Here is a 14,802-nt window from a genome sequence, read left to right on the forward strand (position 1 = left end):
GCCGAGTTTCAGCAGTTGCGGCATGGCCGTCGCGAGTGCGAACGTGGCCAGCGCCAGATAAACGCCGCTCAGGCGCAGCGCCGGCAGTCCGAACAGAAACCCAAACACAAAGCAGATCAGTCCGGCGATCGGCAGCGTCAGCGCGTAGTTCATGCTGCCGTGTTCGATCAGGATCGCCGACGTGTAGGCGCCGAGCGCGTAGAACGCGCTCTGGCCGAGCGAAAACTGTCCGCTGCCGCCGGTCAGGATATTGAGCGCAAGCACCGCGATGCCGTAGATCAGCACCGTGGTCATCTGGAAGATGATGAAGTTCTTCACGAACAGCGGAACCACGAGGAACAGCACCAGCACCGTCAGCGACGTGCCGAGGCTGAGCGTCATCGCCTTCTTGGGCACGGCATCGATCGCCGGGGCTTCGGTGACGGTTTCCTGAACGGCGCTCATGATCAAACTCGCTTCACGATGGGCCGGCCGAACAGGCCGGCGGGTTTGACGACCAGCACGGTGATGATCAGCGCCAGCGCGATGGGCAGCTTCAGCTCGTTGCCGACACCGGGGATGTAGGTGCCGACGAGGTTCTCGAAGATGCCGACGAGGAACCCGCCGATGACCGCGCCGAGCGGGCTGGACAGCCCGCCGACGACCGCTGCGGCAAAGCCGTAGATCAGCACGCCGCCCATCATGTTCGGCTCGAGGAACACGACGGGAGCGATCAGCATGCCGGCGATCGAGCCGATCGCGGCCGCCATGCCCCAGCCCAGCGCAATCATCCAGCCGGTGTTGATGCCGACCAGCCGTGCCGACTCAGGCATCGAGGCCGCGGCCCGCATAGCCAGACCGACGCGGGTATATCGGAAGAACCCGAACAGCAGCAGCAGCAGCACCAAGGTAACGCCGATCATGCCGGCTTGATGCGTCGAGATCAGCTGGCTGCCGAGGAACGGCGAGGAGCCGAACGGCGACGGGAACTGCTTGATGGTGAAATCCCACAGCAGCCCGGCGACGCTGTTGATGATCGCGAACAAAGCGATGAAGCCGGCGACATGCGTCAGGATCGGCGCCTTGGCGAGCGGCTTGAACAGCAGGCGTTCGATCACGATGCCGCCGAGGAAGGAGATGATCAGCGTGAGCAGGAAGGCGCCCCAGTAGGGCACGCCCCACTGCATCATCTGCCAGGCGAGGAAGGTCGAGAACATCGCCATTTCGCCTTGCGCGAAATTCAGATGATCGATGGCCTGATAGATCATCACCACCGCGAGCGCCATGCAGGCGTAGATCGCGCCGGTGGCGATGCCAGCCAGGACCTGATTGGTAAAGAGCTCCATGCTGTTTCCTCAATATCCCAGGTACGATTTACGGACGTCTTCGTTGTTCGCGATCTCGTCGGCGGTGCCGGACATCACGATGCGTCCTGTTTCGATCACGTAGGCCTTGTCGGCGAGTTCAAGCGCCAGCTGGGCGTTTTGCTCGACGACCAGGATGGTGACCTTGTCGTCGCGGTTGATCTTGCCGAGAATCTTGAACAGATCGCGCACGATCAGCGGTGCGAGGCCGAAAGAGGGCTCATCGAGCAGCATCAAGCGCGGCCGCAGCATCAGCGCGCGCGCGACCGCCAGCATCTGTTGTTCGCCGCCGGACAGCGTGCCGGCCTGCTGGGTGCTGCGTTCCTTCAGCTTCGGGAAGTGATCGTACATCCGCTCGATATCCGAGGCGATCGCCTTGGTATCCTTGCGGGTGATCGCGCCGAGCTGCAGGTTCTCTTCCACCGTCATCGTGCTGAAGGTGCCGCGGCCCTGCGGCACATGCGCGATACCGAGCCGCACGATGTTCTCGGTGGTGCGGTTGCCGAGCTTGGCGCCTTCGAATTCGATCGTGCCGGTCGAGCGGATCATGTTGCAGATCGCCCGCAGCGTCGTGGTCTTGCCGGCGCCGTTGGCGCCGAGCAGCGTGGTCATGCTGCCTTGCTGGAGATCGAACTCGAGACCATGCAGGGCCTGGACCTGGCCGTAATAAGCGCGCAGGTCCTTCACGTTGAGCATTGAAGTCATTAGTCTTTGCTCCCCAGATAGGCCTTGATGACGTCCGGGTCGTTCTGCACCTGATGCGGCGTGCCTTCGGCAAGTTTCTTGCCGAAGTTCAGTGCGACCACGTGGTCGGCGATCGACATCACCAGACCCATGTGATGCTCGACCAGCAGAACCGTGACGCCGCGGTCGTCGCGGATGCGGCGGATCAGGTCGCCGAGGATGTAGACTTCCTCATGGTTGAGGCCGCCGGCGGGCTCGTCGAGCAGCAGGATCTTGGGCTCGGCAGCGAGCGCGCGCGCCAGCTCGACGCGCTTTTGCGTGCCGAACGGCAGGCCGGCCGTCACGGTATTCGCGACGTCGTGCAGGTCGAGATAGGTGAGAATCTCATCGACGCGCCGATTGATCTCGGCCTCGCCCTTGCGCACCCACGGCAGCTTCAGCGAGTCGCTGATGATGTCGCTGTTGGTGCGGGCATGGGTACCGATGCGGACATTGTCGCGAACGGAAAGATTTGGAAACAATGCAACGTTCTGGAAGGTACGGCCGATGCCGATCTCGGAGATCTTGTGCGGCGGGCGCTTCAGGATGGTCTCGCCTTCGAGCAGGATATCGCCCTTGCTCGGCTGATAGAGCCGGCTGAGGCAATTGAAGAGAGTAGTCTTGCCAGCGCCGTTCGGCCCGATCAGGCCGAGGATGTGGCCTTTCTGCATGTCGAACGAAACGCCGTTCAACGCAATGATACCTCCGAACACGACGCTGACGTCGCGAACCGTGAGCAAAGGCGCAACCGATCCGGCTGAGTCCTGTTGAACGAGTGCCTGCATCATTTGCGGCAGCCCCAGGTCGCACGGTGCGGCATATCTTGCCGAAGGCCATTGCGACGAAGGTTATCTGATCCCATCAACCACACGAGCAACTTTCCCTCCTGGTTTGATTTTTTTTGTTTCTGATTTTTGTACATGCGGTGCGGCGGAGCCGCCCAGCGCTGTTTCGATGTTCCTTACCATCGCCAACAGGCGAGGTCCAATGTCCTCACGGAGGCGCTCTTCCGAAAAACGAAACGCAGGCGCGCCGCAATTGAAGGCATACGGTCCAGTGCCATCATTTAGTATAAGAGCGACACCGACCGCGTGGACATCGTCCTGCCACTCTCCTGCAGAGATAACGAATCCGTGGCGGGCTACCATTTCGCCGGCACGTTCCAGCCCGTCGCGCATCTTCGACCAGCGGCTGCCATAGTGCTCGCGGAACTCGCGCAACAATTGGGCGCGCTCTTCCGCCGGCAATGCCCAGTAATAGGCGCGGCCCATCGCCGTCGTCGCAATCGGGATTCGCGAGCCGACGTCGAGCTGAACGCCCACGGTAAGGCTCGATCGGCTTTGCCCGAAATAGATCATGCTGAGTCGGTCGCGCGCGCCGACAGCGACGGCACCGCCGGTCTGTCGCATCAACTCGTCACGGAAGCTTTCGGAGAGATGCTTAACGCCCAGGTTCGCAAGTGCGGCATACCCCAGGGCCATGGCTGCTGGCGCGAGTTGATACTTCTCGAACCGGGGGACCTGTGTAAGGTAGCCAAGTTTGGTGAGCGTATAGGTCAACCGCGAAATGGTTGGCTTCGGCAAATTCGTACGGGCAGCAATCTCCTGATTGCCGAGAAGCCCGTCGTTGGGGCGGAATGCACGCAATACATCAAGGCCACGGGCAAGCGCGACGACAAAGCTGCGATCGGTCGCCACTGTTTTGGCCGCACGTTTCATGCTTGGTTGCGCTTCCCTCGTTGACAAGGGACGTGCTTCAAAATAACCCTCGCTGTCAAGATGTGGAATTAAATTTCGCACTGCGAAACTGACAAAAACAATGTCCAAGGAGAATGCCGTGAACGATGTCGTCAAGCTCGAACGTCATGATGTGATTGCGGTTGTCACGGTCAACTCCCCTCCGGTGAACGCGCTCAGTGCGGCTGTTCGTCGCGGCATTTTTGAATCGATCAAGACTGCCGCAGCCGATCCGGAAGTTCAGGCGATCGTGCTGGCCTGCGCCGGCCGCACCTTTATCGCCGGCGCCGACATCACCGAATTCGGCAAGCCGCCGCAGTCGCCCAGCCTCAACGAGGTGATCGCGGAGATCGAAAACTGCGGCAAGCCGGTGATCGCGGCGATCCACGGCACCGCGCTCGGCGGCGGTCTCGAAATCACGCTCGGCTGTCATTTCCGTGTCGCGACAAAAGAAGCGAAACTCGGCCTTCCCGAAGTGAAGCTCGGCCTGTTGCCGGGCGCCGGCGGTACCCAGCGACTGCCGCGCGCGGTCGGTCCGGAACTCGGCGTCAAGATGATCGTGACCGGCGAGCCGATCGGCGCTGCCGAAGCCCTTAAGAACGGCTTGATCGAGGAGATCGTCGAAGGTCCGGCGTCGGGCGCGGAAGCGTTCGCGCGCAAGGTGGTCGCCGAGAAGCGCCCGCTGCGCATCCTGCGCAACGATGATTCGAAGCTCGCCGCCGCCCGTGCCGATCGCTCGATCTTCACCAATGCAGCAGCTGCTGCCAACAAGAAGAACCGCGGTCTCGAAGCGCCGCTGGCCTGCGCCGAAGCGGTGAGCTGGACGCTCGATCTACCGTTCGACGAAGCCATGAAGAAAGAGCGCGAGAGCTTCCTGCGTCTTGTCGCCGGTGACCAGTCTAAGGCGCAGCGTTATGCGTTCTTCTCCGAGCGCGAAGCCGCCAAGGTGCAGAACGTGCCGGAAGGCGTCAAGCCGCGTCCGGTCGAGCGCGTCGCCATCATCGGCGCCGGCACCATGGGCGGCGGTATTGCGATGTCGTTCGCCAATGCCGGCATTCCTGTCACGCTGATCGAGACAGGCGAAGAGCAGCTCAAGCGCGGCATGGGCATCATGCAGAAGAACTATGACGCGACCGCCGCGCGCGGCGGCATTCCCGCCGATGCGCCTGCCAAGCGCATGGCGCTGATCACCGGCGTGGTCGGACTGGAGAACGTCAAGGACGCCGACCTCATCATCGAGGCCGTGTTCGAAACGATGGCGATCAAGAAGGAAGTGTTCACCGCGCTCGACGCCTACGCCAAGCCGGGCGCCGTGCTGGCCAGCAACACCTCGTATCTCAACATCGATGAGATCGCGCAGGTGACCAAGCGTCCGCAGGACGTGCTCGGCATGCACTTCTTCTCGCCCGCCAACGTCATGAAGCTGTGCGAGATCGTCCGCGCCGACAAGACCGCGCCGGACGCTCTGGTGACCGCCGTTGCCGTCGCCCGCAGGATCGCCAAGGTGCCGGCGGTGGTCGGCGTCGCCGATGGCTTCGTCGGCAATCGCATGCTGGCGGCCCGTTCCAAGCAGTCCGAGAAGCTGTTGTTCGAAGGCGCGCTGCCGCAGCAGGTTGATGCTGTCGTCACCAAATTCGGCATGCCGATGGGGCCGTTCGCGATGGGCGATCTCGCCGGCCTCGACATCGGCTGGCGTTCGCGCAAGGACCGCGGCATCACCTCGCCGATCGCGGACGCGCTGTGCGAAGCCGGCCGCTTCGGCCAGAAGGCCGGCAAGGGCTACTACAAGTATGAAGCCGGCTCGCGTGCGCCGGTTCCTGATCCGGATGTCGAGAAGCTGATCGACGACACCTGCAAGAGCCTCGGCCTGACCCGTCGCATCGTCAGCGACGAGGAAATCCTTGAGCGCATGATGTATCCGATGATCAACGAAGGCGCCCGCATTCTTGAGGAGAAGGTCGCCTCGCGTCCGAGCGATATCGACGTGATCTGGCTGTACGGCTACGGCTGGCCGATCTACCGCGGCGGCCCGATGTTTTACGCCGACCAGGTTGGCCTCAAGCATGTCGCCGAACGACTGTCGTTCTACGCCAAGCAGGCCAACGATCCCTCGCTGGAGCCCTCCGCGCTGTTGAAGCGCCTTGCCGACGAAGGCAAGACCTTCGCGTCGCTGGCGAAGTCTGCGTGATGAAGATGAGCCCGCCGCGCGCGCTGCTTCACCTCTCCCCGCTTGCGGGGAGGGGGCGGGGGTGGTCCGCGGGCGACGGTGCTCGCGTGTCGTCCCCGCGAAAGCGGGGACACATACACGCTGAACTCGCGGTTGGACGTTGTAAAAATCGCCGCTTTCAATTTTTGATATCGAGGTTATGGGTCCCCGCTTTCGCGGGGACGACATGCAAATCGGACAAGCCCCAGGTACATCGCGCATGACCTATCCCGGCGAAAAATTCTATCCCCAAGGTCTGTTCTGGAATGCGCCGATCGCGCGCGGCACGCTGCCGGACCTGCTGTCGAAGGCCGCTGCCGATTTCGGCGACCGCACCTCGATCGAATTTCGCGACCGGCCGCACAGTTTCAACGCGCTTGAAACCAGGGCCGAGATCGCCGCCGCGGCCTTCCTGCGCGCCGGCTACGGCCGGGGCACCTCGATCGGGCTGTTCCTCGGCAATACGCCGGACCATCCGGTGAATTTTTTCGGCGCGCTGAAGGCCGGCGCGCGGCTGGTGCATCTGTCGCCGCTCGATGGCGAGCGCGCGCTGTCGCACAAGCTGAGCGATTCCGGCACACGGGTGCTGGTCACCAGCAACCTCGCCGCGCTGCTGCCGATGGCGCTGAAATTCTTCGACAAGGGCCTGCTCGACAAGCTCATCGTCTGCGAGGACGACGAGTGGGGCGCAGTCGGCACGCCGCAGTTGCCGCTGCCGGCCCATCCGGCAATCGTTACCTTCCGGCAATTCGTCGAAGGCGCCGCGCCGCCGGCGCAATGGCCGGCCATTTCCCCCGACGATGTCGCGCTGCTGCAATATACCGGCGGCACTACCGGCCTGCCGAAAGGCGCGATGCTCAGCCACAGCAATCTCACCTCTGCGGTGTCGATCTACACCGCCTGGGGCGCCGCAGCGCGGGCCGAGCGCAACGTGGTCGAGCGCGTGATCTGCGTGCTGCCGCTGTTCCATATCTACGCGCTCACGGTGATCCTGCTCAGCCGGATCAGCCTCGGCGACGTGATCTCGCTTCACCAGCGTTTCGATACCAATGCCGTGCTCAACGACATCGAGATCAAGCGCGCGACCGTGTTTCCCGGCGTGCCGACGATGTGGATCGCAATCGCCGGTGATCCCACGCTGGAGAAGCGCGACCTGTCGTCGCTGGTCGTGGCCGGGTCGGGCGGCGCGCCGCTGCCGGACGAGGTTGCGCGGCTGTTCGAGCAGAAGACCGGCCTCAAGCTGAAGAGCGGCTGGGGCATGACCGAGACCTGCTCGCCAGGCACGGCGCATCCTGCCATCGGGCCGGCCAAGCCCGGATCGATCGGCCTGATGATGCCGGGCATCGAGATGGATGTGGTTGCACTCGACGATCCCGCGAAGGTGCTTGCCTCCGGCGCGACCGGTGAAATCCGCATCCGGGGTCCGAACGTCACCAGAGGTTACTGGAATCGCGAACAGGAATCCGCCGGCTCGTTCGTTGGCGATCATTTCCTGACCGGCGACATCGGCTACATGGATGACGACGGCTATTTTTATCTCGTCGATCGCAAGAAGGACATGATCATCTCCGGTGGCTTTAACGTCTATCCGCAGATGATCGAGCAGGCGATCTACGAACACCCCGGCGTCCACGAGGTCATCGTGATCGGCGTCACCGATCCATATCGCGGCGAGGCGGCGAAAGCCTTCATCAAGTTGCGCCCTGGCGCCGTGCCGTTCACCGCCGATGAGCTTCGCGACTTCCTGACCGGCAAGCTCGGCAAGCACGAATTGCCGGCCGCGGTGGAGTTCGTCGATGACCTGCCGCGCACCGCGGTCGGAAAACTCTCGCGCCACGCCTTGCGCGCGCAGCATCCTTCGCCAACTATCAGCCAACAACAAACCGCCACCGGAGGCCGCCCATGACCGAAGCCGTAATCGTTTCCACCGCACGCACCCCGATCGGCAAGGCCTATCGCGGCGCGCTGAACGCCACCGAAGGCGCGACGCTGCTCGGCCATGCCATCGAGCATGCCGTCAAGCGCGCCGGGCTCGACCCCCGGGAAATCGAGGACGTGGTGATGGGCGCAGCCCTTCAGCAGGGCTCGACCGGCGGCAATATCGCCCGCAAGGCGCTGCTCCGTGCCGGGCTTCCCGTCACGACCGGCGGCACCACCATCGACCGCCAGTGCGCTTCCGGCCTGCAGGCGATTGCGCTGGCGGCGCGCTCGGTGATCTTCGACGGTGTCGAGATAGCGATCGGCGGCGGTGGCGAGTCGATCTCGCTGGTGCAGAACGAACACGCCAACAAATTCCACACCGTCGATCCCGAACTGATGAAGATCAAGTCGGACGTCTACATGCCGATGCTCGACACCGCCGAGACCGTGGCGAAGCGCTACAACATCTCGCGCGAGCGCCAGGACGAATACTCGCTGGAAAGCCAGCGCCGCACCGCCGCTGCCCAGCAGGGCGGCAAGTTCAACGACGAGATCGCTGCCATCACCACGAAAATGGGCGTAGCCGACAAGGCGACCGGCGAAGTCACCTTCAAGGACATCACGCTGTCGAAGGACGAAGGCCCGCGGCCCGAGACTACGGCCGAAGGCCTCGCCGGCCTCAAGGCCGTGCGCGGCGAGGGCTTCTCGATCACCGCCGGCAATGCCTCGCAGCTCTCGGACGGCGCCAGCGCCACCGTGATCATGAGCGACAAGACCGCGGCCGCGAAGGGCTTGACCCCGCTCGGCATCTTCCGCGGCTTCGTCTCCGCCGGCTGCGAGCCGGACGAAATGGGCATCGGGCCCGTGTTCGCCGTGCCGCGCCTGTTGAAGCGTCATGGCCTCAAGGTCGAGGATATCGATCTGTGGGAGCTCAACGAGGCGTTCGCGGTGCAGGTGCTGTATTGCCGTGACAAGCTCGGAATCGATCCGGAAAAGCTGAACGTCAACGGCGGCGCGATCTCGGTCGGCCATCCCTACGGCATGTCCGGCGCACGGCTGACCGGCCACGCGCTGATCGAAGGCCGTCGCCGCAAGGCGAAGTACGCGGTCGTCACTATGTGCGTCGGCGGCGGCATGGGCTCGGCGGGACTTTTTGAGATCATTCACTAGCACTGTCATTCCGGGGCGCGTGCAGCGCGAGCTGCACGCGGACCCGGAATCCCGAGATGAGACGATGAACATCTTGGGGTTCCGGGTCTCCGCCAGCCGGCTTTGCCGTCTGTCGCATCCCGGAACGACAACAAAACATCATTCGTTTCGTTCACAGGAGGATCCGATGGATCTCAACTTCAGCAAGGAAGAAGTCGCGTTTCGCGATGAAGTGCGCGCTTTCTTCAAGGACCACGTGCCGCCGGCGACGCGGCAGAAAATGGCGGAAGGCCGCCATCTCGGCAAGGACGAGATGGTCGCCTGGTGGCGTATCCTCAACGACAAGGGTTGGGGCGTAACGCACTGGCCGAAGGAACATGGCGGCACCGGCTGGACCTCGGTGCAGCACTACATCTTCAACGAAGAGCTGCAGATGGTGCCGGCGCCGGCGCCGCTCGCTTTCGGCGTCAGCATGGTCGGCCCGGTGATCTACACCTTTGGCAACGAGGCGCAGAAAAAGCGCTTCCTGCCGCGCATCGCCAGCGTCGAGGACTTCTGGTGCCAGGGCTTCTCCGAGCCAGGCTCCGGTTCGGATCTCGCCTCGCTGAAGACCAAGGCCGAGCGTAAAGGCGACAAGTGGATCATCAACGGCCAGAAGACCTGGACCACGCTGGCGCAGTATGCCGACTGGATCTTCTGTCTCTGCCGCACGGACCCCGCCGCCAAGAAGCAGTCCGGCATTTCCTTCATCCTGGTCGACATGAAGACCCCGGGCATCACTGTGCGCCCGATCGTCACCATCGATGGCGGCCGTGAAGTCAACGAAGTGTTCTTCGATGACGTCGAGGTGCCCTACGAAAACCTCGTTGGCGAGGAGAACAAGGGCTGGGACTACGCCAAGTTCCTGCTCGGCAACGAGCGCACCGGCATCGCCCGCGTCGGCGTTTCCAAGGAGCGCATCCGTCGCATCAAGGAGCTCGCCGCCCAGGTGGAATCCAACGGCAAGCCGGTCGCCGAAGACCAGAAGTTCCGCGAGAAGCTGGCGATGATCGAGATCGAACTGAAGGCGCTCGAACTGACGCAGCTGCGCGTCGTCGCGGACGAAGGCAAGCACGGCAAGGGCAAGCCCAATCCGGCGTCTTCGGTATTGAAGATCAAGGGCTCGGAAATCCAGCAGGCGACGACGGAGTTGCTGATGGAAGTGATCGGCCCGTTTGCCGCTCCGTTCGACGAGCACGGTGACGACGGCAGCAACGAGACGATGGAGTGGACCACGCAGATCGCACCGAGCTACTTCAACAACCGCAAGGTCTCGATCTACGGCGGCTCCAACGAAATCCAGCGCAACATCATCACCAAGGCCGTGCTGGGGCTTTGACACCTTCGCCCGGTTTGCGCCGGGCACACCGTTTCGCCCCGTCATTGCGAGCGCAGCGAAGCAATCCAGAAAGCCACAAGCGAGGACTGGATTGTTTCGTCGCTGCGCCCCTCGCAACGACGACACGTATGTGATTTGCCCAGCTGAGGAAGCAACATGGATTTTGATTTGTCGGAGGAGCAGCGGCTTCTCAAGGATAGCGTCGATGGTCTCTTGAAGGCCTCGTATGATTTCGATCAGCGCAAGAAGTACCGCGCCGAAAAGGGCGGCTGGAGCAAGAGCCTCTGGAACAAGCTGGCAGAGCAGGGGCTGCTTGGCCTGCCGTTCACCGAAGAGGAAGGCGGCTTCGGCGCCGGTGCGGTCGAGACCATGATCGTGATGGAATCGCTGGGCAAGGCGCTGGTGGTGGAGCCCTATCTCGCCACGGTCGTGCTCGGTGGCGGCTTCTTGCGGCGCGGCGGCTCGGCTGCGCAGAAGGAAGCCTACATTCCCTCGATCATCGACGGCAGCAAGACGCTGGCCTTCGCGCAGCTCGAGAAGAACTCGCGCTACGACCTCGGCGACGTCTCGACCTCGGCCAAGAAGAACGGCGACGGCTGGGTGATCGACGGTGAAAAATTCGTCGTGCTCAACGGCGAGAACGCCGACACGCTGATCGTCAGCGCGCGCACTTCCGGCGGCCAGCGTGACCGCAACGGCGTCGGGCTGTTCCTGGTGCCGGCGAACGCCAAGGGCGTCAGCATCAAGGGCTATCCGACCCAGGACGGCCTGCACGCTGCCGACATCACCTTCACGTCGGTCGAAGTCGGCGCGGATGCGGCGATCGGCGATCCCGCAGGCGCCTTGCCGCTGATCGAGACCGTGGTCGATGACGCGCGCATCGCCCTGTGCGCGGAGGCGGTCGGCGAGATGGATGAATCGCTGAAGTCCACCGTCGAATACATGAAGACCCGCACCCAGTTCGGCGTCGCGATCGGCACGTTCCAGGTGCTGCAGCATCGTGCGGCCGACATGTTCGTCGCGGTCGAACAGGCACGCAGCATGGCGATGTTCGCCACGATGGCGAGCGATTTCGAGAACGCTGCCGAGCGCGCCAAGGCGGTTTCCGCCGCCAAGGTGCAGATCGGCAAGTCGCTGAAGTTCGTCGGCGAGCAGGCGATCCAGCTGCATGGCGGCGTCGGCATGACCATGGAGTACAAGATCGGCCACTACTTCAAGCGGCTGACCATGATCGAAAGCACCTTCGGCGACACCGACTATCACCTCCGCCGCGTGACGGATGCCGGTGGGTTGAATAGCTAGAGGATAGGCCTCTCAACGTCATTGCGGGGGAAGGGAAAGCTGCGTTGCAGCTTCCCCTTAGCGAAGCGACGCGGCAATCAGAAGGCCACAAGCGAAGGCTGGATTGCTTCGTCGCAAGGGCTCCTCGCAATGACGGAGGAGAGTAATCGCAGAACAATAAAAACAGGGAGTCTTCCGTGAACAACCCGTTCGATCTCACCGGCAAGGTTGCCGTCATCACCGGCTCCAGCCGCGGCATCGGCCGCGCATCGGCGGAATTGCTGGCGAAGCTCGGCGCCAAGGTGGTGGTCTCCAGCCGCAAGGCGGATGCTTGCGAGGAAGTCGCAGAAGGCATCCGAAAGGACGGCGGCGATGCCCACGTGATTCCCTGCAATATCTCGCGCAAGGAAGAGATCGCCGCGCTGGTGTCCGGCACCGTGAAGCATTATGGCCCGATCGACATTCTGGTCTGCAATGCCGCGGTGAATCCCTATTATGGACCGCTGCTCGACATTCCCGATGAAGCCTTCGACAAGATCATGGGCTCCAACGTCAAGAGCAACATTTGGCTGTGCGCGCAGGCGATCCCGGCGATGGCCGAGCGTGGCCGCGGCTCGGTGATCATCATTTCCTCGATCGGCGGCCTGCGCGGCTCCACGGTGATCGGCGGCTACGGCATCTCCAAGGCCGCGGATTTCTCGCTGTGCCGCAGCCTCGCCGGCGAGTGGGGCCCGAAGGGCGTCCGCGTCAATTGCATCGCGCCGGGCCTGGTGAAGACCGACTTTGCCAAGGCGTTGTGGGAAGACCCGGAAAACCTCAAGCGCCGCACCGCCACCACGCCTTTGCGCCGGATCGGAGAGCCGCACGAGATCGCCGGGGCGGTGGCCTATCTCGGCTCAGACTCCTCGACGTTCATGACCGGCCAGACCATTGTCATCGACGGCGGCGTGACTACGGCCGGGGTGTAATCGGCTCTCGCTTTCGTCCGCGCAGGCCGCTCTCCCGCCTGGCGAAGCGTCGCCTCGCGCGGGGAGAGGAAAAGGAGAGAACGCCCGATGCCTTTCATCCTCGCCATCGACCAGGGCACGACTTCCTCGCGCGCGATGGTTTTTCGGGAAGACATTTCCATTGCCGCCTCCGCGCAGCAGGAATTCCCGCAGCATTTTCCGGCGTCGGGATGGGTCGAGCACGAGCCCGACGATATCTGGTCCTCGACGCTGCAGACCTGCCGTGACGCGATGGCGAAGGCCGGCGTCACGGCGAAAGACATCGCCGCAATCGGCATCACCAACCAGCGCGAGACTACCGTGGTGTGGGACCGCTCGACCGGGCAGGCGGTACATCGTGCCATCGTCTGGCAGGATCGCCGCACCGCGGAGAGCTGCGCACAGCTCAAGGCCGACGGCCATGAACCCCTGATCACCGCGAAGACCGGCCTGATCATCGATCCGTATTTCTCTGGCACCAAAGTGGCATGGATCCTCGACCACGTTCCCGGTGCGCGGGAGCGTGCCGTGCGGGGCGAACTGCTGTTCGGCACCGTCGATTGCTATTTGCTGTGGCGGCTGACGTCGGGCGCGGTGCACGCCACCGACGCCACCAACGCCTCGCGCACGTTGCTGTTCAACATTCACACCGGGCAGTGGGACGAAGACCTGTTGAAGCTACTGCGCGTCCCCGCCGCGATGTTGCCGAAGGTGAAAGATTCTTCCGCGGATTTCGGCCACACTGATCCCGCCTTGTTCGGCGGCGCGATCGCCATTGCGGGCATCGCGGGGGACCAGCAGGCCGCCACCATCGGTCAGGCCTGCTTTGCGCCGGGCATGATCAAGTCCACCTACGGCACCGGCTGTTTCGCGCTGCTCAATACCGGCACCACGGCGGTGATGTCGAGCAACAAGTTGCTCACCACCATCGCCTATCAGTTGGACGGCGTGCGCACCTATGCGCTGGAGGGCTCGATCTTTGTCGCCGGCTCTGCCGTGCAGTGGCTGCGCGACGGGCTGGGCATCATCAAGAATGCGGCCGAGACCGGCCCGCTCGCCGAGCAATCCGACCACGCCCAATCGGTCTATCTGGTGCCGGCCTTTGTCGGCTTGGGCGCGCCGTACTGGAACCCCGATGTTCGCGGCGCGCTGTTCGGCCTGACGCGTAACACCGGCCCTGCCGAACTTGCGCATGCCGCGCTGGAAAGCGTTTGCTATCAGACCGTCGACCTCCTGGGGGCGATGCGCGCCGACTGGCCCGACGCCGACGCGGCCAGGATCGTGCTGCGCGTCGATGGCGGCATGGCCGCCTCGGACTGGACCATGCAGCGCCTGGCCGACCTGCTCGATGCGCCGGTCGACCGGCCGATGATCCAGGAAACGACTGCGCTCGGCGCGGCCTATCTCGCTGGCCTGTATGTGGGGCTGTATCCCGAACCGCAGAAGTTTGCCGACAACTGGCGACTCGAGCATCGCTTCAAGCCGAACATGTCCGAGGCGACGCGGACGCGAAAGCTGGCCGGCTGGGCGCGCGCCGTGAAGGGATTGCTGGCGAGCGAGTCGTAGAGTGGATGCCCATCCGAGCCGGCTCATCCATTGTTGACGCGGTCACCCGCTATTCGTGGCGTACTGCGGGCGAGCCACGAACAGATGACCGCCGGGATCGCCCCGACGATGCCGAAGGTCAGCGTCTCCCGCAGGGACAACTGGCGGGTAGTCGCGATGACCAGCAAAGCGATGACGGCGACGTAGCCCGTCACCGCGGATGTCAGCAGCTTTGGCCACAGTCCCATCCAGCCTTCGAGCAGCCAGTCCTCGAACCACATCACCAGCACGATCGGCAGGCCGAAGACGTAGGCGAAAGGCAGGCCCACCAGCAGGCCGATGGGGCCGCCGAAAATCTTGCCGCCGAGAACGTCGCGCACCGCGAAGACCGCGAAACCGATCAGCGGTCCCAGCAACAGGAAAACCAAAAAACGCCGCATGCCGCCTCCCGGTTGCCAACCAGTTGCGCCGTGCGACGCCACCTGGTCAGCCTACCCCGGATGCCGCTGGGCGCAATCGGTTGTTTCGCGGGCGC

General features: G+C 63.5%; 13 protein-coding genes. 7 read left to right on the plus strand and 6 right to left on the minus strand.

The window, feature by feature from the left end; all coding sequences use genetic code 11:
• The 5 genes from JWQ24_RS06120 to JWQ24_RS06140 all read right to left on the minus strand — a co-directional run.
• A partial coding sequence (locus JWQ24_RS06120; protein ID WP_299805662.1) for a branched-chain amino acid ABC transporter permease occupies positions 1-444 on the minus strand: 444 nt, incomplete at its 3' end.
• A 2-nt stretch (positions 445-446) separates the two neighbouring features.
• Positions 447-1,325, minus strand: coding sequence for a branched-chain amino acid ABC transporter permease (locus JWQ24_RS06125; RefSeq protein WP_299805664.1), 879 nt, complete (start codon positions 1,323-1,325; stop codon positions 447-449).
• Between the two features lie 9 nt (positions 1,326-1,334).
• The gene (locus JWQ24_RS06130) at positions 1,335-2,048 is read right to left on the minus strand and encodes an ABC transporter ATP-binding protein (protein WP_299805666.1); all 714 of its coding nucleotides are present in this window, start codon (positions 2,046-2,048) and stop codon (positions 1,335-1,337) included.
• Positions 2,048-2,854, minus strand: a complete 807-nt coding sequence (locus JWQ24_RS06135) for an ABC transporter ATP-binding protein (protein WP_299805669.1) — start codon at positions 2,852-2,854, stop codon at positions 2,048-2,050. Before JWQ24_RS06135 ends, JWQ24_RS06130 begins: the two co-directional genes overlap by 1 nt.
• A 60-nt stretch (positions 2,855-2,914) precedes the next feature.
• Positions 2,915-3,784, minus strand: a complete 870-nt coding sequence (locus tag JWQ24_RS06140; RefSeq protein WP_299805727.1) for an IclR family transcriptional regulator — start codon at positions 3,782-3,784, stop codon at positions 2,915-2,917.
• Between the two features lie 118 nt (positions 3,785-3,902).
• Between JWQ24_RS06140 and JWQ24_RS06145 the strand changes: the two genes are divergently transcribed.
• The 7 genes from JWQ24_RS06145 (at position 3,903) to glpK (ending at position 14,288) form a co-directional block, all read left to right on the plus strand.
• Entirely contained in the window at positions 3,903-5,990 is a 2,088-nt protein-coding gene (locus JWQ24_RS06145; protein ID WP_299805672.1) for a 3-hydroxyacyl-CoA dehydrogenase NAD-binding domain-containing protein, read from the plus strand.
• Positions 5,991-6,228: 238 nt separating this feature from the next.
• The gene (pimA, locus tag JWQ24_RS06150; protein ID WP_299805674.1) at positions 6,229-7,914 is read left to right on the plus strand and encodes a dicarboxylate--CoA ligase PimA; all 1,686 of its coding nucleotides are present in this window, start codon (positions 6,229-6,231) and stop codon (positions 7,912-7,914) included.
• Positions 7,911-9,098 (plus strand): acetyl-CoA C-acyltransferase, encoded by a 1,188-nt coding sequence (locus JWQ24_RS06155; protein ID WP_299805677.1) that lies wholly within the window; start codon positions 7,911-7,913, stop codon positions 9,096-9,098. Before pimA ends, JWQ24_RS06155 begins: the two co-directional genes overlap by 4 nt.
• 166 nt (positions 9,099-9,264) lie before the next feature.
• Positions 9,265-10,455: a pimeloyl-CoA dehydrogenase large subunit gene (gene pimC / locus JWQ24_RS06160; protein ID WP_299805680.1), complete on the plus strand. Its 1,191-nt coding sequence runs from the start codon at positions 9,265-9,267 to the stop codon at positions 10,453-10,455.
• 156 nt (positions 10,456-10,611) lie between these two features.
• On the plus strand, positions 10,612-11,757 hold the full coding sequence (gene pimD / locus JWQ24_RS06165; RefSeq protein WP_299805683.1) for a pimeloyl-CoA dehydrogenase small subunit: 1,146 nt from the start codon (positions 10,612-10,614) through the stop codon (positions 11,755-11,757).
• 176 nt (positions 11,758-11,933) lie between these two features.
• Complete coding sequence (locus tag JWQ24_RS06170) at positions 11,934-12,704, plus strand: SDR family oxidoreductase (protein ID WP_299805685.1); 771 nt, start codon at positions 11,934-11,936, stop codon at positions 12,702-12,704.
• Positions 12,705-12,791: 87 nt separating this feature from the next.
• Entirely contained in the window at positions 12,792-14,288 is a 1,497-nt protein-coding gene (glpK, locus tag JWQ24_RS06175) for a glycerol kinase GlpK (RefSeq protein WP_299805687.1), read from the plus strand.
• A gap of 23 nt (positions 14,289-14,311) precedes the next feature.
• On the opposite strand, the gene JWQ24_RS06180 is transcribed toward glpK, so the two are convergent.
• The gene (locus tag JWQ24_RS06180; protein WP_299805689.1) at positions 14,312-14,707 is read right to left on the minus strand and encodes a hypothetical protein; all 396 of its coding nucleotides are present in this window, start codon (positions 14,705-14,707) and stop codon (positions 14,312-14,314) included.
• Between the last annotated feature and the right edge of the window lie 95 nt (positions 14,708-14,802).

Source organism: Tardiphaga sp. (assembly GCF_028290495.1).
Classification (GTDB): Bacteria; Pseudomonadota; Alphaproteobacteria; order Rhizobiales; family Xanthobacteraceae; genus Tardiphaga.

Coding starts and splice junctions, on each gene's coding strand:
- JWQ24_RS06155 (WP_299805677.1), top strand. CDS start 7,911: ATGACCGAAGCCGTAATCGTTTCCACCGCACGCACCCCGATCGGCAAG.
- pimA (WP_299805674.1), top strand. CDS start 6,229: ATGACCTATCCCGGCGAAAAATTCTATCCCCAAGGTCTGTTCTGGAAT.
- JWQ24_RS06140 (WP_299805727.1), bottom strand. CDS start 3,784: ATGAAACGTGCGGCCAAAACAGTGGCGACCGATCGCAGCTTTGTCGTC.
- pimD (WP_299805683.1), top strand. CDS start 10,612: ATGGATTTTGATTTGTCGGAGGAGCAGCGGCTTCTCAAGGATAGCGTC.
- pimC (WP_299805680.1), top strand. CDS start 9,265: ATGGATCTCAACTTCAGCAAGGAAGAAGTCGCGTTTCGCGATGAAGTG.
- JWQ24_RS06180 (WP_299805689.1), bottom strand. CDS start 14,707: ATGCGGCGTTTTTTGGTTTTCCTGTTGCTGGGACCGCTGATCGGTTTC.
- JWQ24_RS06130 (WP_299805666.1), bottom strand. CDS start 2,048: ATGACTTCAATGCTCAACGTGAAGGACCTGCGCGCTTATTACGGCCAG.
- JWQ24_RS06125 (WP_299805664.1), bottom strand. CDS start 1,325: ATGGAGCTCTTTACCAATCAGGTCCTGGCTGGCATCGCCACCGGCGCG.
- glpK (WP_299805687.1), top strand. CDS start 12,792: ATGCCTTTCATCCTCGCCATCGACCAGGGCACGACTTCCTCGCGCGCG.
- JWQ24_RS06135 (WP_299805669.1), bottom strand. CDS start 2,854: ATGATGCAGGCACTCGTTCAACAGGACTCAGCCGGATCGGTTGCGCCT.